Source organism: Rhizobium sp. S163, from assembly GCF_030380805.1.
Taxonomy (GTDB): Bacteria; Pseudomonadota; Alphaproteobacteria; order Rhizobiales; family Rhizobiaceae; genus Rhizobium.
Genome location: NZ_JAUDSA010000003.1, coordinates 609693 through 628970, shown reverse-complemented (window position 1 = coordinate 628970; position 19278 = coordinate 609693). Strand labels below are relative to the sequence as shown.

Here is a 19278-nt window from a genome sequence, read left to right as displayed (position 1 = left end):
GCGATCATCGGGATCGGCTTGAACCTGATCGTCAGCAAGATCCAGAAGAGCCAGGCCAAGAAAAACAGCGCGGCTGTGGGCGGCGTCGAGTTCGAGCGCGAATACGGCGAGAACGTAAGCCGCAAGGTCGCTTGCGGCCTCGTGGGGATCGCCGGACATGACTGCTACGTCAACACCTACGGCAGCTCGAACAAATATCTCGAGCAGGTCTATGTGCTGTCCGACTTCCCCTGCGACGGCCTGTCGCGCATATGGGCAGGCGGCGCGGAAGTACCGCTCAGCGTCGCCGCATCGGATTCGGCGAAAACGATCTATGATGTCCCGTACGGCCCTTATGCCGGGCTGATCCGGTTTACCTTCTACAACGGCACGCAGGTTGCCGCTGACGTCGAAATGATCAATCACTCCAACCCGTATGGGCGCTGGACGGTGGATCATATCGGGACCGGCATCTGTTGGATCAAAGCCGAGCTGACATACGACCAGGAAAAGCTCGGCCAGTTCCCCGACTTCTTCTTCGAGTTCCGCGGTGCCCGCCTCTACGACATCCGCAAGGATTCGACAGCTGGCGGCTCTGGGCCTCATCGGTGGGATGACTACTCGACCTATGAGTTCGCTGAAAATCCCGTCATGCAGGAGTACAACTACCGTCGCGGGTTCTCGGTGAATGATGACATGTTCTGCGGAATGGGTATGTCGCCCGCTGACCTTCCGTTCGATCGCTATGCCACGGCAATGAATATCTGCGATGAGGACGTCGGTGGAGAGCTGCGCTACCGCGCTTCAGTTCTGTTCGATGCCGATGCGCAGCATGGCGACAATATCGAGGCAGTCATGACTGCATGCGGTGGCATCGTCATCGACGACGTCACCGGCTCATGGCCTCTGATCGGAACCGATCAGCCTATCGTCGAGACCTTCACCGATGACGATCTCATTCAGGGTGAGGCTATCCGCTTTCAGCGCCGTCGCTCAATGGCGGATCTCGTCAACGCAGTGTCTGGCACTTATCCGGAGCCCGAGAACATGTGGTCGCCGGCTGGCTACGACACCCAGACCAACGCCGGATACGTCGCTCTTGACCGGCGGACGCGCGATGTGAACCTCGATTTTCCGCAGGTCAGATCCAAGCGGCAGGCCAATCAGCTCGCCTCGATCTATTTCAATGAGAACCGATACGAGGCGACAGCTGACATTGTCATCCGGCCTCGCTTCCAGATGATCAAGGCTGGGGACTGGGTGCGGTGGAACTCGGCTCGATACGGCGATCGCGTCTACATGGTGCAGGCTCGCTCGATCAGGGCGCTGACCAGTGACGGGCCGCGCAACGTTTCTCTGTCGCTGCAGGAGCGCGATGGTGGCATTTACGACAGCGTCGGCGTGCTCCCTCCGGCTATTCCGATCCCGAATGGAGAGCCGGTTTATCTCAATGAATTGCAGGATTTCTCGATTGCGCCAGTGCTGGGAGTCGGAGCGGACGGACGTTCATACCCTGCGTTTCGCGTCTCTTGGTCGCCGATCGAAGACGTGACTGTAACAGGCTTGGTTCTTGAGTGGTGGATCAAGACGGAACCGGCAAACAAATTCTCGCGCACTATCGATCGCGCGAGCGCCGTTGCATTCATCCAGGAGGGCATTCTCAGTCTAACAACCTATCAGTTTCGCCACAAGCTGATAGCCGACCGATCTACCAACTGGACCGCTGCAATTGACGTTACTTCTCTTGATGGTGGGAATGCTGACCTGGAAATTGGCCTTGGCGAGATCAAGGACGAGGTCCTTAACGTCTTCAAGGATTTGTACGCCAGCCTCAACCGCAACGAATCCCTGCTGTCCCAGATCGAGCAGAACTTCCAGATCACAACGAGCGTATCCCAGTCGATCGGCCGCAAGGTCTCAGTTCAGGGGGCGAGCTTCAACGAGCAAATCGTCGTCCTGCGGTCAGATATTGCCAATGTCGTCGAGCAGACTACAGAGCTGATCGCTGCTTTCGGAGAGAACCTTGCCAATGGACTGGTGGCTTTTCAGGCCGTGGCCGCCCCGGAAGGGGTCAACGTCCGATACGCCATCCTGCTCAAGGGATCGATGGGCGACACGTGGAAGGAAAGCGGGTTCTTCATAGAATTGTACACAGCCGACGGGGTGCTAAAATCCCGAGCTGCGTTCGATGTGGATCAGTTCGTCCTGCTCACATCTGATGATGAAAACTCCTTCCCGTTCGTCGTCGAGAACGGAGAGCTCACGTTGAATTCCGCCCGCATTCGTACAATCAGAGGCGGTGCGTGGATATCCGATAATAACAAGATGCAGATCAACGGCATCCAAGGCGCGATCGAGATCTTCAGCTAATGTCAAAACGGACCCTAATCGGCATCGACGGAACTGGGGCGGCTTGCATCAAGATCATGGCGGATGCCTCTTATGATCCGCTGACCACGCCGGACTCGGATTACGCAAAGTTTGATTTCAACTCGAAGGACGCTGGCTTTTTCCAATACGCCGGGAGTGATGTTGCCTCCTACGGGGGCAACAGCAACTTTCGGAACTACTACCCGGGTGGAACCGGCTCGTCCAACTATGGGCGAGCCGATATTGGCAACACCCTCGGCTACACGTGGGTCGCTTGGACCAAAGACTATTTCCCCAACCTTGATTACGCTCTTCCTGTGCATGACATGAAGCGAGTTATCGGGGGCTGGGTTCAAGGGGCGCTCGTTTCACAGAAAAGCTACGGATTTCAGAACCGCGCCGGCGAGTACGCTCTTTGGCAAGCCCAAGAGGGTGGCTGGATGCAGAGCTGGTCGAGCCCCAACTTTGCGGAGCTGGGCGGCTCCAAGGTCAACCTCATTGGTACGCGTCCCGCCACGTCGACATGGCCGCTCGACGTGGGTGATCGTCAGCTTGTGGTGTGGAACCTTCCCGGCGACGAGACTGCATTGCTCAGCCCGCCCTTGGCGCCGGTTCCCGGCCAGATGTCGGTGCAAATCAACAGCACGCAGTGTCGTGTTGCCAAGACGGGCTATGACGTTCGCACCGCATCGCGAACGCAGTTAGCTTTCGACAGCGTCAATCGCCCTCTGAAGGTGATATATGCTGCGGATTTAGCGGTTCCGTCGGGAACGACCAACCTCGATATGACGCCTTATCTGCGCGGGATCGGAGTGACCGGGCAGCTACTGGTTGATATTTCGGCTTACACCGGTGGGACACTCTATTTCCCGACCACCCCGGCAACTTTCAACACGAATTTCGGCATTCAGTACATCGTCTCTGGTACGACCGTCGTCCTAAATAATCCCTATGGCGCTTGCCGGGCTCGCGTTGTCGTGTTCGCCAGCGACAACAGCGCGCAGACTGTCGGCAGCAATCGCGTCCTGAGGCAGTTCAATGACGGAACGCAAGATGTGGTGCAGTTCTTGCGGCCGGGGGCTTCCAATACGCCAAGCCTCGCGGACGTCATCATTGATAGCCGTTGGCCGACGCTCCGAATTCTAGCTCAAGGGACAATCGGCCTTTCTGGCGGAAATGGCGTTCAATACTCCATTCCATTCAACTCGAACGGCCTCTTCCCGATCGTCAAATTCATGACCATCCACGGCGGCGGCACCAATACGCAGTTCAACGGGTCGTTCGGAAAGCGCGTACGGACGCCATTCACGAAGCTGATCTACTACAACAACGACGCAGGAACCGTCGTCACATCCGGCGATTCCACCTATTGCCTACTGACAGCGAACGAGGCGCGGTTCTTCTCGTTCATCGGCAATCCGATTGCCTATACCTCAACATCCTCGAATGTGTCGCCAGGCTACACAATTGGCACCACTGGCGACGCCAACCCGCCATACGCGATCCGCTACTATATTCTTGGCATCCCAGCTTAGGGGCTCTTCAACATGACCATTGCTTACACGACAGGGCAAATCACCCTGACGAACGGCTCTGCCGTGGTTACTGGCATCGGCACCGCCTGGCAGGTATCGCTGATCGCCGGTGGCTTCATTGCTGCTGAGGCAGACGGCAATCCGCTGCCGATCGAGACAGTCGACAGTGATACGTCGATTACGGCGGCAATCGAGTGGAAGGGGGCGACTGGCACGTACGATTACGCCCTGGTTCGTGACACCGCCTACCTGCAGCAGCTGAACGTCAACAGCAACACGCTAGCGAGGCTGATTGCGGAACTCGATGCCGGCACGATTTTCAAGTACGATGCCTCGGGCGATCTTGTTGGGCGCGCGACCTATGACGAGCGGGTGAAAGGGTTCTCCTATCTCGTGTTCATCGGCGTCGATGAGCCGGCGCTGTACGTCAAGGCCTCGGCTGCGGCGGGAGATTGGGACGGTCCTTTTGCCTACGGCACCGGTCCAGTCGGGCCTATGGGTCCGGCCGGTTACGCTAACCCGCGCGGAAACTACAGCGCGTTGACCGCCTACAATCGCAATGATGCGGTGCTTTATAACGGCTCTTCTTTCGTGGCGTTGCAAGCGACAACGGGTAATGCGCCGCCGACCCTGCCAACGACGGCGAATGTCTATTGGCAACTTACAGCGATTAAAGGGACGGATGGATCTGGCACCGGCGATGTGGTGGGCCCTGCTGGGGCTACTGATGACCGCCTCGCTGTGTTCAACGGAACCACAGGCAAGGCCGTCAAGGATGGCGGCAAGACCGTTGCTGAGGTGCTTAGCAGGGCTAATCACACAGGCGACATTCCCGATAGCGTTCTATTCGCAGATGACGGCGGCCCGACAAAGAAGTTTCGGTTTGAGGCTTCCGCCATCACGGCAGGTCAGACGCGAGTTATTACGGTGCCGGATCGTGATGTCAGTCTGGATCAGGGATGGGAAAAGATCGGATCAATCATCACGCTCAGCGGTCAGTCTTTTATTGACTGGACAGGCCTTGGACCCTTTAGCCAGCTCCTACTGGAGGGGCATCTTGTCCCATCTGTCGCTGCTCAGCTGCAAGCCAGGATCAGCTACGACAATGGGTTAAATTTCAACTCGGGTGCGTCCGAATATGGTTACAGCATGTTTCGCCAGGTCGGCACCACGCTCACTGGAACGGCCATAGCTGGATATAATGCATTCCCGTTCACCGGGGGGCTGATGGATGTTGGTGTCGCCAAAATCAAGTTTGAGATTGCTCATTTCAATAAAGCGCAGTCGGCGCTCATGACGACAGAAATTTCGTATTTTGAGCCTGGTACAGGGCTTAATCGGGCATTCATGAACGGATATTCGGTGACCACAACAGCCCGTAACGCTCTACGCGTGTTTCTTCCGAGTGGAACGATGACCAACGGAACCTTCCTGCTGCGCGGAATTCGAGGCTGATATGCAAAAGATCGTAAATGGTGAAACCATCGAACTAACGGCCGAGGAAGAGGCGGACTTTCTCGCTTCTGTGATGCCGCTCTCTTTGCCGACGCCTGAATTTATCAGCCGTCGACAGTTCTACCAGGAATTGGCCAACCGGGAGATGATTACCAAGGAAGAGGCGCTGGCGGCGATCGTCGCCAACACCTTGCCATCGGAATTCGCGTCGATGGTCGACGCTATCCTCGACGAGGATATCCAGTGGCAGGCGAGAATGCTCCTTGCCGGCGCGACCGAATTCAAGCGCAGCAACTGGTTCGTCGACTTCTTCGCCGCCATGAAGTCGCTATCGAGCGAGTACATGGACGGCTTCTGGCGCGCTGGCGCGTTGTTGGACTAGAACCGAACGCCGATGGCAGTATTTGCCTGATACTCGGTGATGTTTGTGTCGCCATCTAACTGAAGGCGCCTAACCTCGCCTTCCAACCTCACAAAAAATCGGTCGAGATTGTATTCCGCCCCCAGGGCACCAGACAAAGCAATCCCAGAGAGGTGATCAGTCTCACGCTCTTCGTAGAATGGCGTTTTCTCCTCCCCGACCCATTTGATCCGCGATGTGCCCAGTCCCGCCCGTCCGTAAAGCAAAAACCGATCCACCTTGGCACCAGCCCGAAAGGAAAGGGTAGGGGCAAACGTCTCCTGATATGTGCTTCTCCAGTGAATCGCGCCACTGGTTGACTGGCTCTCGCTGATCGTCTGCGGCGATAGGTTCGCCCGCAAGCTCAACTCTGGTCCGAAAACGAAATCCCCGTACGAGAAATTGAGGCCTCCAAAGGCGATCCCTGAGGGGCTATCCATGTGCGAGCTGTCATCCGTTGGAAAAACGCGGTCCGCCGAGGTGCCGATTGCAATTCCTCCGCCAGCGTAGCCGCCTGAAAAGTCATCCGCGATCGCCGACTGCGCGCCTATCAACAGAGCGCAAGCTATTCCAAAAATACGCATAACTCACCCCTCAACCCCGCGCCAAAATGCCAGTTTTGCGCGAGGAGTCAATTATACCCTTCGGAGATAGTAAAAATGACCATGCAGGTAACTGCCGCGCGTCTGCGCGCGGCTGCGAAAGGGGCTGTGAATGCCCAGAACATGAACTCCGTCCTCGTGGCGCTCGATCGCTATGGCGCGCGATATGGCCTCGACAGGCCGCACCGCTCAGTGCAGTTCCTCGCCCAGCTCGCGCACGAGAGCGGCGATTTTCGCTTTGACAGGGAGATCTGGGGCCCGACCGACGCGCAAAAGCGCTACGACACTCGCACGGATCTCGGCAACACTCCTCAGGTCGACGGCGACGGCAAGCTTTACATGGGACGCACTTCTGGCCAGCTGACCGGCAAGGGGAACTACCAGGCGTTCTACGACTGGTGCGTCGCGCAGGCGCTCAACCCTCCCGATTTTGTCGCCAAGCCTGATCTCGTCAACACTGACCCATGGGAAGGCCTGGTGCCTATCTGGTACTGGCAGAGCCGCAACCTCAACCGTTGGGCCGACCAGGGCGACATCGAGACGATCACCAAGAAGTGGAACGGCGGCATGAATGGCTTTGCCGATCGCGTTGACCGCTTCGTTCGCCTGGCCCTTGTGGTTCTCGGCTATGCCCCAAACGCTGTCGCGCAGTTTCAGCAGAGCGCCGGGCTCGATGCTGATGGCGATCCCGGCCCGAAGACTCGCGCAGCGCTTCACAAGGCGCTCCTCGCCCTGTCCGGTGCCTCTACCAAGATGGCGGCGTTCGCTGCGGCTCCCGTGGTCGACGAGAAGGAAGTCGTTCCAGTTGCTGTCGATCGGACCGTCAAGAAGAAGTTCAACGTCCTGGGATGGTTGTCCGGCCTGTTCGGCGGCGGTGGTTTCGGTCTTGCTGCATTCGCTGGTTTCGATTGGAAGGCCCTCATCGTGATCATCGGCTTTGCCGTCGTTCTGACGATCGGCGTTCTCGTCGCTCGCAAATGGGTTATTGGCGCGATCAAGGATATCCGCCAGGCGGTGGAAGAATGATCGTTGACAAGCTCAGCATGGGGGCAGGGGCGATCGTTGGGGCCGTCCTGATGTTCGCCCCGGCCTATTTCACCGGCCGCCACGATGCCAAGCAAGCGTCGGCCACTGTCGCGCTCGAGAACTCGGTGCGCGTTCTTCGGAAAAGGAACCAGATCAATGATGAAGTCTCGGCTTCTGATGCTGCCGCTCTTTGCGGTTCTTACGGCCTGTCAGCAGACGACGAAAAAGAGTGCGTGCGACGGGTTCGAGAAGCTGCGTCCGAGCCTGGAAACGACGGTGACGATCCTCAAGACAGATCGACCGTTCGCTGATCAGGTCTCTTCCCACAATCGCTTCGGCGCCTCTCAAGGCTGTTGGTAGAGGCGAGGGCCCGACCATCCACTAAAGCCGGACCCTCCCGTTGCCGCCTAGATGAGACAGGAAGCACGGCGGCGGGGATTTAGTCGATCGGATGACACCGGTCAAGCATGGCATTCGATCGAAAGGGCATACGGGGTTGCTAGGGAACATTGATATGGCGGAACACACTCCACAACGGCTCGAAGAGCTTCCACCGGATACCAGGGATTGGCTAGCCGATCTCCGGCCGGACGAACTGAAGACGCTTCAGGCCGTGGTGGAGCTCCCCGCAGATGACGTGAGACAGGCATTCAAGATGGTGCATGACCTTCAAACAGTCGGGCGGTTCACGAAATGGCTGGTGATAACGTTCATAGGCATCTTTTTGGGAACGGTGGTGCTCTACGAGAACATCATCAAGGTGATCGGATACATCCGTGGAGGGCCAGCCCATTGAAACGGACCCTTTGGAGATTTGTCGGGGCGGTCGTCTTCTCGCTCGCCATCATTGGTTCGATCAACCTCGGGCTATGGGTTTCCGATCGCGAGCCACCGATCGAGTATGAGAGCGCCGTAGCTTTGTCGCCGACCGTGCCGCAGGGTGGGGTGCTCGAGATCGAGTTCTCCGTCTTCAGGAAGAGGATTTGCCCACTCGTCACGAAGCGGTGGCTGTACGATGCTGCTGGCGAGCGGCACTCTATCCCTCAGTTCACGACGGGTCTGCGGTTGCTGGCGGGGAGGGAGACCTACAAGCGGTCCATCACGGTGCCAACGGCTGCAACGCCTGGCCCAGCGCGATACGAGGTCACGCTCGACTACATATGCAATCCGCTGCAGAGCTGGATCGGCCCCATCCACGTCGTTTCTCCGCCGATCAAGTTCACCATCACGCCCAGCGATCCGGCCCAGCCGGTACCGCCTGGATCAGACGGATAGCCCGGTGGCAGATTTCACCATATTGCAATGAGATAGAGGGCCAAATAGACGACCAGGCATGCTGAGAGAAGGGCTTTAGGCTTCAGCATCGCGGATCCTTGGGATTGCTAGATTAAATGGGTAGCGGCGAAGGGCAATTAGGGAGAACGCCCTTCGCCTGTCACTCAAGGTCTCAGAAACTCCCAAGCGACAAACATAGGTTAGCTCAACTTCACATGACGGCAAGATGCCTCTGGTGGTGAGGCGGTTTTCAGTTGAGCGTCCGTCGGGCCGCGTTCGCCCGAGGCGATGAGTAACGACCGATCGACACAAGATATTGAGCAATCTCGGAGAGCAGGTGATCACGTCGGCCATACTTTTCGCCAATGGCAAGGATCTGCGGTTCCGCAGCGCTATATTCTTCAGGCGACAGGTCGGCATCCCCAAAGAGGAACCCAGTTCCTCCCATCACGGCGACGATATTGCAGCCCGTATCAGCGACGTCCTGGACGAAATTCGGGATCTGATCTTCGGTCATCATCTTCATGAGCGTCTCCTTCGTCGTAGAGCGGCAACTATGCCGATGCAATCAGGGTTTGCCAAGTCACAGAAATGCGGGTGACCCTGAAAATGTGCTTTTGGCAAGCCATTGATTTGACTCGGAACGAATCACTTCGGCATCAGTTGATTCGCCATCAACATCAGCCGAGGTAGTGCGTCATGGCCAGCTTTACTGTTACCCCGATCGAACCGCTCGAAGTCGAGATCCGCGGTGTCGGCCAGTACGCTCCCGCCGAGACCGTAGAGGAGATGATCTCGTTCCTCACGTCAGAATGGCCGGACAAAACGAAGCCGGGATTTCACAGCGCTCTGGCTCGGTCGATCGATGCCATGGTGATGGCGGTGGAACCCGCTGCGGCCCGCGCCGCCTTCGTCGATGCTGCCCATGCGGCAGGCATGCATATCCTGCCTGACGACATGGCCGAGATCCGGAAGGCGAGCTGACACCATGGTCAGAGCCAAGCCTCTCCAGTCGAGCGACAAGCCGCTCCGTAGCCGCGCGCGCAAGCCTCGCGATCCAGCGCAGCCGAACCTTCCCCTTGATCCTATGCCGGCTCGCATCGAGCCGTGCCTTGCTCTGTTGAAGCAGAAGCCCCCCGTCGGCCCTGAGTGGGCATACGAGGTGAAGTGGGACGGCTACCGCCTGGCGGTCCACATAGAACCCAAGGGCGTCCGGATCCTCACCCGAGGCGGCCACGACTGGACGCATCGCTTTCCCCTGATCGAAGCCGCCGCCAAGGCTCTCCCTGTCTCCACGGCCATTCTCGACGGCGAGGCGGTGGTGCTGGATGATCAAGGCCGGTCAGATTTCAACATGCTGCAGCGGTCGCTTGGTGGGCGAGGCGGCAAGGAAACCTCACGCGATGCCATCTTCATGGCGTTCGATCTTCTCTATTTCGATGGCCATGACTTCACCAAGACTGAGCTGTCGACGCGCCGTCACCTCCTTGAGACGCTGGTCCCAGCTGATGGCCATGGTGCCATCCGGCTATCCGAGGAAGCGAGCGCCGACGGTGCGGCTCTCTTTCAGGCGGCCTGCGAGCATGGCCTCGAGGGCATTATCGCCAAGCGGCTCGACAGCACCTACCGATCGGGCCGCCTCGGCGACTGGCTGAAGATCAAATGCGTCCAGTCGGACAGCTTCATGATCGTGGGCTACGAGCATTCGATGTCGGCGAGGGGAGGGATCGGGAGCCTGCTCTTGGCGGCCCGTCGTGGTGATGAGCTTGTGTATGTTGGATCTGTAGGAACGGGCTTTACCGAACGAGTAGCGAACGATCTCCGGAGTACGATCGACCGGATCAAGCGGAAGACACCGTCGATCTCGTATTCCGGGCGTCGCAAGAACCTCGTATGGGTTCAGCCGACCCTGATAGCCGAGATCGAGTATCGAGCTTGGACGGCCGACGGAAAGCTGCGGCACGCCTCGTATAAGGGGCTTCGTGAGGAGCAGGACAACGCCGCGATCTACAGAATCGGATAGCCTGTCTTGGTCGAAAGATGCTTTCCCGCAGATTTCTGAGGAAAGCAGCCCATATAGTGAACAAATTGTTACGCCGCGCTTGCCGCAGAAGGTTGATTAGCTCAAATGTATGGTTGGCTCGCTGTTGAGCCAAAACAGAGCGGCCCGGAAGATGCGTCAACATCCCCGGGCCTGAATACCAACCTTGCGGCAGGCTTTTGTGATCACGAGCAATTCATGTATTGGTTCTATTGTCCGTGTCAAGGTCGTCTGCCGTTATACAGGCCCAGAGAGGGCATAACCGCATGAACGATACAAAATCATCACTTATTAGACTGCGCGGGCATCTCGTCGAAGAGGACGAGTTTGGCCGATGGAATTTGAACGACATTTGGCTTCTCGGAGGCAAAGGATCTGCATCGAAGCTTCCTAAGGAATGGGTTAAGAAAAAGCCTACTAAGCGGCTCATAAACGAGTTGCAGAAAAAGGTGACAGTTTCCCTCCTTAAGGCGAATAAGCCAAATATTCCAGTTCTTTACGCAAAAGTTGGCCGTGGGAATTCTGGAACTTTTGCACACCCGGTCCTCGCCGCCGCGTACGCGGGTTACCTCAGCGCAAAGCTTGAAATTGAAACGCGTGAGGTATGGCTTCGCTACCGGGCCGGCGATGCTAGCCTTGCGGACGAGATACTGCAGCGAGCCTCTCCGGAGGAGAATGAATGGGTTGGCGTTCGCGCACTCGGTCGCTCGAAGCGGAAGGAATTCACATCAGTTCTGCAAGAGCATGGAGTTGAGGGCGCAGGGTATGCACTTTGCACTGACGCCGTTTACGGCGGCCTTTTCGATGCTAACGCTCGCCAGCTCAGGATTGATAAAGGCATCACAACAAAATCTGGCAGTCTCCGCGACGCAATGGATACGGACGAGCTGGTTTCGATTATGTTTGCTGAGAGCCTCACTCGGAAAAAGATCGAGGACGATCAGGTCATGGGCAATGCGCGGTGCATCCAAGCGACAAAGCGCAGCACGCAGTTTGTGCGACAAGCCATCGAGGCGAACAAGCGAGACGTCCTGACCGGTTGATTGGCGGGGGCTTCGGCCCCCGTTATCATTTGTACCAGTCATAGCGGTGTCCCGGCCGCCACGTCCTGCGATCCTAATCGAATTGGTACGGATTAGCTTGCCGATGCGCGAGCCCCGCATCTGTCAGCCGGCACATCGGAAATCGTGAGCCATCGCTGACTTCGACCAACCCAGCGTCGTCCGCAACCTTCACCGTTCTCCGTCCTAAACCGGGCGGGAGCGGCTTGAATTCCTCAGTGGTCAGGTTGTGGAGCAGTAGAGCAAGGCGAAGTGCGGGGCCGTAGCTTGACATGCGGAATGCTCCAGTCTTTCCGATCGGGGTGAGGAACCCCAGGAAGGCTCCCCACCCTTTAACCGCGTCAGGGCAAAGCCGGCAAGCTAACAAGCGCGGTCAAACGCAAGAACGCTAAACGACTGCATGTTCCAAGAGATGAGTTGTGGAGAGCCGAAGAGTTACAGCGGCCCAAGGCCCTCCACGTGCCGAGAGACTGTTGGGAGACTAGCTCGGCGGCGAAGAAACCAGCGCAAAGGCTCTAAGTTCCACGGTGGCTCGACTATTCGGCCCGTACTGGGTCTGCCTTCAACGCCACGCTAACGGAAAGCCGAGCCAGCAACAGGGCGGCGGAGGGCCGTCAGCAACGAAAAGCCCCTTCGCCTTGCCGCCACAATGGAACTGCAGACCACCTGTAGCGACCTGCCCACACGTTCATTACTGCGGAGAGTTCCCGGAGTTTTACTGCGCTGCCATGGCGTCAGGAGGCAGCTTCGCTAGCATGGTGAACCAAGCGTCTTCGGCGGATCCGTAGAAGTCTCCTGCCGCACCTTCTAGGCCGGGCCTATCGATGATTTCGACATATCCTCTCTTTGATCGGATCCAGTGCTCTCCTTCGAAGACGTGGAGCCATTCCGTAACACTAGCGCGGCGTGCGTTGATGTATGCTCCAAGTTCTTCGTGGGTGGCAAAGATGATGTCGCCGTCAATCCGGTCGTGGATCATTAGGAGCTCTCGGGCAAGGTTCTGCTCGATATTCCCCACGCGCCCACTGGCGGCTAACATGGCGGTCTGGACCGAACGCCATTCGCGATAGCGTTCAAGACGGTCTCGCAATTCCTCGTCTCTCCTGACGAGCGCCATCAAAGCATCCGCTTGGATCTCGTATGCCCAGCCTCCAATCCGCGCCTGCGCGACCAAAAGGGCCGGAGGAGCCCCGGCGAGAAGGCTAGTACCTGTCATGCCATCACGTCCAACCATTCCCACCTCGACATCAAGGGCAGGGGAGACAGAAACAACAACAGCGATAACGCCCGCCTCGACGAAAAGTGCACTTTGAACAGCGTCGGGAGGGTTTTCTATTCGCTCTCCACGATGGAACTCCCGTCTGGTCAAGAACGGCTCAAGGGACTGTCTCACATCAAAGGACAGCACATTCAGCAGGCGGTTTCGAAAAGAGAACATAATTAGGCGATATAGGGCAGATCGCCAAATGTTCCCATAGCATATCGCGCATTGCTTTTCCACCTTGTGCGTTTGCCTGTGATCACTCCGCCCTAGTCGAAAACATAGCGATTTTCCGCTCTGTACAGATCGCCAAGTTCGGTAAGCCTGCACCTTGGTCGAAGGATCTGCTTTGATAGTGGCTCAACCTCTACCAGGCCTGCATCAGCAGCAGCGTTGACAGTCTTCCTCCCTACCTGCCATGGAAGCTCTTCAAACGAAATACGATTCAGAGCTCGCAATAACAACGCTAATCGTACCGTCGGTTGATGCATCTGCATGCCTGGCTCCTTATCGATTGTAGATACGTAACCTCCCCAGCTTCTCGATGTTCCACGGCTGCGTGAGCGCGCTTGCACGCAGCCGACTAGTCAGGACTGAATGTCGCTTAGACCGATCAAAAGTACCAGCCGGTTGCCGCTCGGCAGATCGATGTAGCCTTCGTCTTTGAGCGCGTATAGAACGTTGACGATGGTATCCTGGCTGATCCCTTGGTCGATCAGGGGCGGCCCGATCTTGTAGAGGCTGACCGACACGCCTGATTCAAGCTTCATTTCCCTCAACAGCGCTAGAAGAGCGGATCGTGCATCGATATTGGTCATCGGCGAAATCTGCTCCAGGCTTTTCAGTTTAGCAAGCCCGCCCAAATTCGAGCGCAGCGCGTTATCGCCTCGGACCGTTCACCCGGTCACTTTGTATTTTGGTGCACGTGATCATCATCACTGTGCCGAGCGTCTCGCTGAATTCCTCGGTGCCTGGTCCACCAGACGACTTGCGCTGGATTAGGTCGCCTGTGACAGACCGCAGCATCCCGCCGCCGCCAGACATGCGATAGGCGGCAATCTCCCAAACGTCATCGGCAAGACGCCAATGGACGACGGTGTTGTTCATGAGGAGGATTTCGTTGAAGGGGACTTGATCGGGCATCGCGGGAATATCGTGACCGCTCGCGATTTGGTCAATCGGAATCGGTGGGTATGTCGTTCTCGTCCAGCTTCGTGCGGCGCCAGTGGTAGAGGGGTTGGTAGCGATCGGGCATGCGGGTGAGTGTCTCCCACAGATGCTTGTCGAGTGGGTTTCTCCCACAATGCTCCCACAAAGGGAGGTTCAGCAGTATTCGAGAAGATGGGAATTGCCGAGTTATCTCAGGCGTTTGTCGGTGGTCGGAGTGGAGAGATTCGAACTCCCGACCCTCTGGTCCCAAACCAGATGCGCTACCAGACTGCGCTACACTCCGTGCCAACGAGGAGCGCAATACACGGTTCGATCATGCGCCGCAATAACTAAAATCGTCTTTTCACAAGGATCGGCTCTCTCCCCCTCATTCAGGTTGATGTCAGTATCGAATGCCATCCCCCGCGGCTTGGTCGCCCGGCATCTTTGCCGGGCATGCGGTTTCAGGATGGGTAGACTTGGAAGACACGGTTTTAGCGGAGCCCAGCGAGAGCTTTCGACTGAGGATCGGGAGCGTGACGCTATCGGTATTAACGGCGATCTATATTCTCGTGGTGGCCAACCACACCTTCTGGACCCGCGCTTTCGACTATCTCTCCTCGGCCCCGGTTGCCTTCGCCGCTTTCGTGATTGGCATTGCGACGCTGACCATTGCGGCGCTCACGACTTTCTCCGTGAAATACCTGACCAAGCCGGCCCTGATCTTCTTTTTGATGGTGGCGGTGGTGTCGTCGTGGTTCACGGACCAGTTCGGCGTGATCATCGACAAGGAGATGATCCGCAATGCGGCGGTGACGACGCAGGCGGAATCGGCGCATCTGATCACGCCGTCCTTCCTGCTGCACATCCTGCTCGCCGGCGTGCTGCCGTCGCTGTTCATCATCTGGGTCAGGGTCGTTCACAAGCCGTTCCTGAAGAAGTTCGTGTGGAACATGGCCGTCATCGTGCCCTGCCTTGGTATCACCATTGCGGCCGGGCTCGGCTTTTCGCAGACCTATGCCTCGGTCGGGCGTCTCCACAAAGACTTGATGCTGACGCTCAACCCCTTCGTTCCGATCGGCAGTGCCGCGCGTTTCGCCTTCGCCTCGGAGGATGACCGCTATATCGTGCGTCGGCCGCTCGGCACGGATGCGCATCAGCGCACGGCGAGCGCCAATGGTAAGCCCCGGGTGACGATCATCGTGGCCGGCGAGACGGGGAGGGCGCAGAATTTTTCGCTCGGCGGCTATCCGCGCGAGACAAATCCCGAGATGAAGGCGCGCGGCGTCGTCTATTTCAAGAACGCGACGAGCTGCGGCACTTCCACGGCGGTGTCCTTGCCCTGCATGTATTCGGTCTATCCGCGGGCGGACTATACGCACCGCAAGGGGCTCGAGACCGATAACCTCACGGATATTCTCGGCCACGCCAAGGTGGACGTCGAGTGGTGGGACAATGACACCGGCAGCTATGGCGTCGCCAACCGCATCCCCTATCGCTTCCTGCCCGATGCCGCCGATCCGCGCTTTTGCACGGATGGCGAATGCCTCGACACCGTGCTGCTCGACAAGCTCGGCGACTGGCTCTCGAATGTGAAAAGCGACAGCGTTCTCGTGCTGCATCAGCTCGGAAGCCACGGGCCGGCCTATTACCGGCGTTACCCCGACGATTTCCGCCGCTTCACGCCGGATTGTCGCACGCCCGAGTTCGGCGCCTGCAAGCCGGAGGAGGTCGTCAATGCTTACGACAACACGATCCTATTTACCGATCATGTGGTGGCCAAGGTCATCGACAATCTGAAGAAGCACCAGGACAACATTTCTGCGTCGATGCTCTACGTCTCCGACCATGGCGAATCGCTCGGCGAGAACGGGCTCTATCTTCACGGCGCGCCCTATATCATTGCGCCGGCGGAGCAGACGCGGGCGCCGATCATCGTCTGGCTGTCGCCCGATTTCAGCGCGGCCTCGGGCATCGATACGGCCTGCCTTGCGGCAAGTGCTTCCAATCCGGTGTCGCACGACAATTTCTTCCACAGCGTTCTCGGACTGATGGATGTCGAAACCAGTGTCTACGATGCGAAGCTCGACCTGTTTTCCGCTTGCCGGAAGGCGCCGGACAAGGCGGTGCAGGCCTCGTTCAAGGGGTAGGTTGCCAGCGCGCGGCTTCCATGGCTTTTCGCTTGAAAAGGAAGGGATTCGCCGCTAAGCAAAATTCATCTATCTGTGCGATCGTAGATGAAGATGCCCCGCACGGGGGCAATCCATTGATTGCGAAAGCCATAATTCGGAGGCGTGCAGCTATGTCTGCCAAGATCTATCGTCCAGCAAAGACCGCCATGCAATCCGGCAAGGCCAAGACTCACCTCTGGGTGCTGGAGTTCGATCAGGAAACGCCGCGCACGATCGACCCGATCATGGGCTACACCTCGTCGTCGGACATGCGCCAGCAGGTGAAGCTGAATTTCGAAACGCAGGAACTGGCCGAAGCTTATGCCAAGCGCAACGGCATCGAATACCGGGTGATCGCGCCGAAAGATCCGCAGCGTCAGACGGTGGCATATCCGGATAATTTCCGCTATACGCGCACGCAGCCCTGGACGCACTGATCGGACCTACCGATCGCTTCCAGAGCCCATGCCTTCGATGCGCCCAGGCGCATCGGCAGTGTGGCCCCTTAGCTCAGCTGGATAGAGCACCTGCCTTCTAAGCAGGTGGTCGCAGGTTCGAATCCTGCAGGGGTCGCCATTTTCTGTCCGACATGGGCAGCCAGGATTGAGTATGACCACGAACCTATTTTACCGGTTCCTTGACCTCTTCAGCAAGTCGAAAGCCAAGTACCGCGATCACGTCGTATCTTTCCCGACGGATTCGGAGATCGTCTTATCCCGCGGCTTCAAGGGCGACATCGTCGCCTTTCACACGGCGGATTCGTTTTATGCGAACGAGGCAGCGCGTATGGTGGCGTCTGCTGAGCGTCTTGGGCTGACGGTCCATACAACGGCGATCGAGAGCGCTGGCACGTGGGTGCGCAATGCGGCGCTCAAGCCGACATTTCTCCTAGAGGCGCGCAAGAAATTTCGTGGCCCGCTGCTCTACGTCGACGTCGATGCGGTGTTCCATCGTGATCCGTGGCCCGTGCTGGCCGGATATGACTGCGATGTGGCAGTTTATCGTGAGGGCGACCGGCTGATTTCCGCGACCATTCTGCTGAACGATACTCCAGCGACGCTTCGGCTTCTGGAAGTGTGGAAAGAGCGATGCGACAGCGATCCAGATATCTGGGATCAGGTCGTGCTTCAGGAAATTCTTGATCAGGATCGGACCTCGGGTACGCCGCTCTACAAGGTCAAGGAACTCTCCGCGTCCTTTTGCTGGATATTCGACCGGCTTTCGAACCCGAAAGGCGAGACCGTCTACATCGAGCAGCTTCAGGCAAGCCGACAGGCTACAGCGGGCAAAACATACCGCCGCAACAAAAAGCTCGAACGTCGTCGCGAAAGGATCGCCACGATCGAAAAAAGCCTGGCACCCTCCATGCGCAAGGACAAGGCCGCCTAACATCGATGTCGGTTCGTGCGTGTTAAATTCCCTCCCGGACTTGAATTCGCCACATTGACCTCCCATATCAGGTCCATCGGCATTGCTGGTCAGTGTTCCACACAGAGAACGCTCGCAGTTGCCGGTATCGCTTTTATGCTTTTGACCACGGATGTACTGGCACTGGTGTGAGATGCGAATAGGAAGGTCGGTGCGGTTTCGCCCCGGCCTTTTTTATTGCTTGGAATCCAGACGCGCCGTGCGCTTTGTATGATGTTCGAAGACAAAAGGCCAAGCGGGTGCTTCGGCCTTTTGTGGTTTTGATGGTGCTGCGGCTTGCTTCGGCTATTTCGCTGATGTTGCGTGGCGCCGGCCTTTGCCGAGGTCCGGCAGGAAGACGGTGAGCAGGCCGAGCAGCGGCAGGTAGGAGCAGATGTTGTAGACGAAGACGATGCCCATGCGGTCCGCGACCATGCCAAGTGCCGCGGCGCCGATGCCGCCGATGCCGAAGGCGAAGCCGAAGAACAGGCCGGCGATCATGCCGACGCGTCCGGGTACCAGTTCCTGCGCGAAGACGACGATGGCGGAGAAGGCCGACGCCAGGATGATGCCGATCACGAAGGTCAGCACGATCGTCCAGGTGTAGCCCGCATAGGGCAGCGCCAGGGTGAAGGGCAGGGCGCCGAGGATCGAGAACCAGATGGTGAATTTCGTTCCGAACCAGTCGACGATCGGGCCGCCGGCGACCGTGCCGATGGCGACCGCGCCGAGGAAGACGAAGAGCAGGATCTGCGCCTCTTGGACCGACACCTGAAAGCGCTCGATCATGTAGAAGGTGTAGTAGCTCGAAAGGCTGGTCATGTAGACGTATTTCGAGAAGACCAGCATGGCGAGGACCGCGATCGACATGATTACCTTGGCGCGCGGCAGCACGACGGCAGGCACTGCGGCCTTGCGGCCGGCATTGGTGCGGCGGTGGTTCGAATACCAGACGCCGACGCGCCACAGGATGATCATCCCGGTCAGTGCGGCAACCGAGAACCATGCGACGCTGGTCTGTCCGCGCGGCAGCACGATGAAGGCGGCGGCCAGCGGGCCGATGGCCGAGCCGAAATTACCGCCCACCTGGAACAGCGACTGCGCCAGACCGTGGCGTCCGCCCGACGCGAGGCGGGCGACGCGGGAGGATTCCGGATGGAAGACCGCTGAACCCAAGCCGACGACGCCGGCGCCGACGAGCAGCACCCAATAGGCGTGCGCATAGGCGAGCAGGATCAAGCCGATCAGCGTGAAGAACATTCCTGCCGACAGCGAATAGGGCAGCGGCCGTTTATCCGTGTAGATACCGATCAGCGGCTGCAGCAGCGAGGCTGTGACCTGGAAGACCAGGCCGAGCAGGCCAATCTGGGTAAAGTCGAGACCGTAGCCCTCCTTGATCATCGGATAGAGGGCCGGGATGAGCGACTGCATCGTGTCGTTCAAGAGATGGCAGAAGCTCACTGCCATGATGATGCTGAAAACCGTCTGTTCCGCGGAGTGTTTCTCCGCCGTCATTGTACCTGTTGTCACGATGTTCCTCCTGAGA

At 58.0% G+C, this 19278-nt stretch carries 20 protein-coding genes and 2 tRNA genes; 15 read left to right on the top strand and 7 right to left on the bottom strand.

Translation table 11 applies throughout. The annotated features are described in order from the left end of the window. Nucleotides 1-18 precede the first annotated feature (18 nt). Genes QTL96_RS03210 through QTL96_RS03195 form a run of 4 tightly spaced genes read left to right on the top strand, consistent with a single transcriptional unit; the run spans nt 19 to nt 5721 of the window. The gene (locus QTL96_RS03210; RefSeq protein WP_289726644.1) at nt 19-2349 is read left to right on the top strand and encodes a phage tail protein; all 2331 of its coding nucleotides are present in this window, start codon (nt 19-21) and stop codon (nt 2347-2349) included. Beyond that, entirely contained in the window at nt 2349-3884 is a 1536-nt protein-coding gene (locus QTL96_RS03205) for a hypothetical protein (RefSeq protein ID WP_289726643.1), read from the top strand. The genes QTL96_RS03210 and QTL96_RS03205 overlap by 1 nt, the downstream gene beginning before the upstream one ends. 12 nt (nt 3885-3896) lie before the next feature. After that, on the top strand, nt 3897-5339 hold the full coding sequence (locus QTL96_RS03200) for a hypothetical protein (protein WP_289726642.1): 1443 nt from the start codon (nt 3897-3899) through the stop codon (nt 5337-5339). Nucleotide 5340: 1 nt separating this feature from the next. Continuing rightward, entirely contained in the window at nt 5341-5721 is a 381-nt protein-coding gene (locus QTL96_RS03195) for a hypothetical protein (protein WP_289726641.1), read from the top strand. Here the strand turns inward: QTL96_RS03195 and QTL96_RS03190 are convergent. Beyond that, on the bottom strand, nt 5718-6323 hold the full coding sequence (locus tag QTL96_RS03190) for an outer membrane beta-barrel protein (RefSeq protein WP_289726640.1): 606 nt from the start codon (nt 6321-6323) through the stop codon (nt 5718-5720). The genes QTL96_RS03195 and QTL96_RS03190 overlap by 4 nt on opposite strands. A 75-nt stretch (nt 6324-6398) precedes the next feature. Between QTL96_RS03190 and QTL96_RS03185 the strand changes: the two genes are divergently transcribed. From QTL96_RS03185 to QTL96_RS03170, 4 genes are all read left to right on the top strand, one after another. Then, entirely contained in the window at nt 6399-7367 is a 969-nt protein-coding gene (locus tag QTL96_RS03185; RefSeq protein ID WP_289726639.1) for a peptidoglycan-binding protein, read from the top strand. Further along, complete coding sequence (locus QTL96_RS03180) at nt 7364-7678, top strand: hypothetical protein (protein WP_289726638.1); 315 nt, start codon at nt 7364-7366, stop codon at nt 7676-7678. Before QTL96_RS03185 ends, QTL96_RS03180 begins: the two co-directional genes overlap by 4 nt. A gap of 203 nt (nt 7679-7881) precedes the next feature. After that, entirely contained in the window at nt 7882-8163 is a 282-nt protein-coding gene (locus QTL96_RS03175) for a hypothetical protein (RefSeq protein ID WP_289726637.1), read from the top strand. Continuing rightward, on the top strand, nt 8160-8642 hold the full coding sequence (locus tag QTL96_RS03170) for a hypothetical protein (protein ID WP_289726636.1): 483 nt from the start codon (nt 8160-8162) through the stop codon (nt 8640-8642). The genes QTL96_RS03175 and QTL96_RS03170 overlap by 4 nt, the downstream gene beginning before the upstream one ends. 250 nt (nt 8643-8892) lie before the next feature. Here QTL96_RS03170 and QTL96_RS03165 read toward each other — a convergent pair whose 3' ends face one another. Beyond that, a complete protein-coding gene (locus QTL96_RS03165) occupies nt 8893-9168 on the bottom strand; it encodes a hypothetical protein (protein ID WP_289726635.1) in 276 nt (91 codons plus the stop codon). Nucleotides 9169-9341: 173 nt separating this feature from the next. Here QTL96_RS03165 and QTL96_RS03160 point away from each other — a divergent pair, with 173 nt between their 5' ends. The 3 genes from QTL96_RS03160 to QTL96_RS03150 all read left to right on the top strand — a co-directional run bounded on the left by QTL96_RS03160 (nt 9342) and on the right by QTL96_RS03150 (nt 11726). Beyond that, on the top strand, nt 9342-9626 hold the full coding sequence (locus tag QTL96_RS03160; protein WP_289726634.1) for a DUF982 domain-containing protein: 285 nt from the start codon (nt 9342-9344) through the stop codon (nt 9624-9626). Nucleotides 9627-9630: 4 nt separating this feature from the next. Next, nucleotides 9631-10665 carry a non-homologous end-joining DNA ligase gene (ligD, locus tag QTL96_RS03155; RefSeq protein ID WP_289726633.1) on the top strand — a complete coding sequence of 345 codons (1035 nt, stop codon included), beginning with the start codon at nt 9631-9633 and terminating at the stop codon, nt 10663-10665. A 284-nt stretch (nt 10666-10949) separates the two neighbouring features. Beyond that, nucleotides 10950-11726: a KilA-N domain-containing protein gene (locus tag QTL96_RS03150; protein WP_289726632.1), complete on the top strand. Its 777-nt coding sequence runs from the start codon at nt 10950-10952 to the stop codon at nt 11724-11726. A 733-nt stretch (nt 11727-12459) separates the two neighbouring features. On the opposite strand, the gene QTL96_RS03145 is transcribed toward QTL96_RS03150, so the two are convergent. From QTL96_RS03145 to QTL96_RS03130, 4 genes are all read right to left on the bottom strand, one after another. Beyond that, nucleotides 12460-13113, bottom strand: a complete 654-nt coding sequence (locus tag QTL96_RS03145) for a Crp/Fnr family transcriptional regulator (protein WP_289726631.1) — start codon at nt 13111-13113, stop codon at nt 12460-12462. Nucleotides 13114-13592: 479 nt separating this feature from the next. Further along, entirely contained in the window at nt 13593-13823 is a 231-nt protein-coding gene (locus tag QTL96_RS03140; protein WP_289726630.1) for a hypothetical protein, read from the bottom strand. A 61-nt stretch (nt 13824-13884) separates the two neighbouring features. Next, nucleotides 13885-14148 (bottom strand): hypothetical protein, encoded by a 264-nt coding sequence (locus tag QTL96_RS03135; RefSeq protein ID WP_289726629.1) that lies wholly within the window; start codon nt 14146-14148, stop codon nt 13885-13887. Nucleotides 14149-14381: 233 nt separating this feature from the next. Further along, nucleotides 14382-14458: transfer RNA gene (locus QTL96_RS03130), tRNA-Pro, on the bottom strand. Nucleotides 14459-14690: 232 nt separating this feature from the next. Here QTL96_RS03130 and QTL96_RS03125 point away from each other — a divergent pair. The 4 genes from QTL96_RS03125 to QTL96_RS03110 all read left to right on the top strand — a co-directional run bounded on the left by QTL96_RS03125 (nt 14691) and on the right by QTL96_RS03110 (nt 17714). After that, nucleotides 14691-16304, top strand: a complete 1614-nt coding sequence (locus tag QTL96_RS03125) for a phosphoethanolamine--lipid A transferase (RefSeq protein ID WP_289726628.1) — start codon at nt 14691-14693, stop codon at nt 16302-16304. Between the two features lie 152 nt (nt 16305-16456). Next, nucleotides 16457-16762: an ETC complex I subunit gene (locus QTL96_RS03120; RefSeq protein WP_183898998.1), complete on the top strand. Its 306-nt coding sequence runs from the start codon at nt 16457-16459 to the stop codon at nt 16760-16762. Between the two features lie 62 nt (nt 16763-16824). Continuing rightward, nucleotides 16825-16901 (top strand) — tRNA-Arg (locus QTL96_RS03115). A 33-nt stretch (nt 16902-16934) separates the two neighbouring features. Further along, entirely contained in the window at nt 16935-17714 is a 780-nt protein-coding gene (locus QTL96_RS03110; RefSeq protein ID WP_289726627.1) for a putative nucleotide-diphospho-sugar transferase, read from the top strand. Nucleotides 17715-18038: 324 nt separating this feature from the next. On the opposite strand, the gene QTL96_RS03105 is transcribed toward QTL96_RS03110, so the two are convergent. After that, entirely contained in the window at nt 18039-19247 is a 1209-nt protein-coding gene (locus QTL96_RS03105) for an MFS transporter (RefSeq protein WP_289727162.1), read from the bottom strand. Nucleotides 19248-19278: the final 31 nt, after the last annotated feature.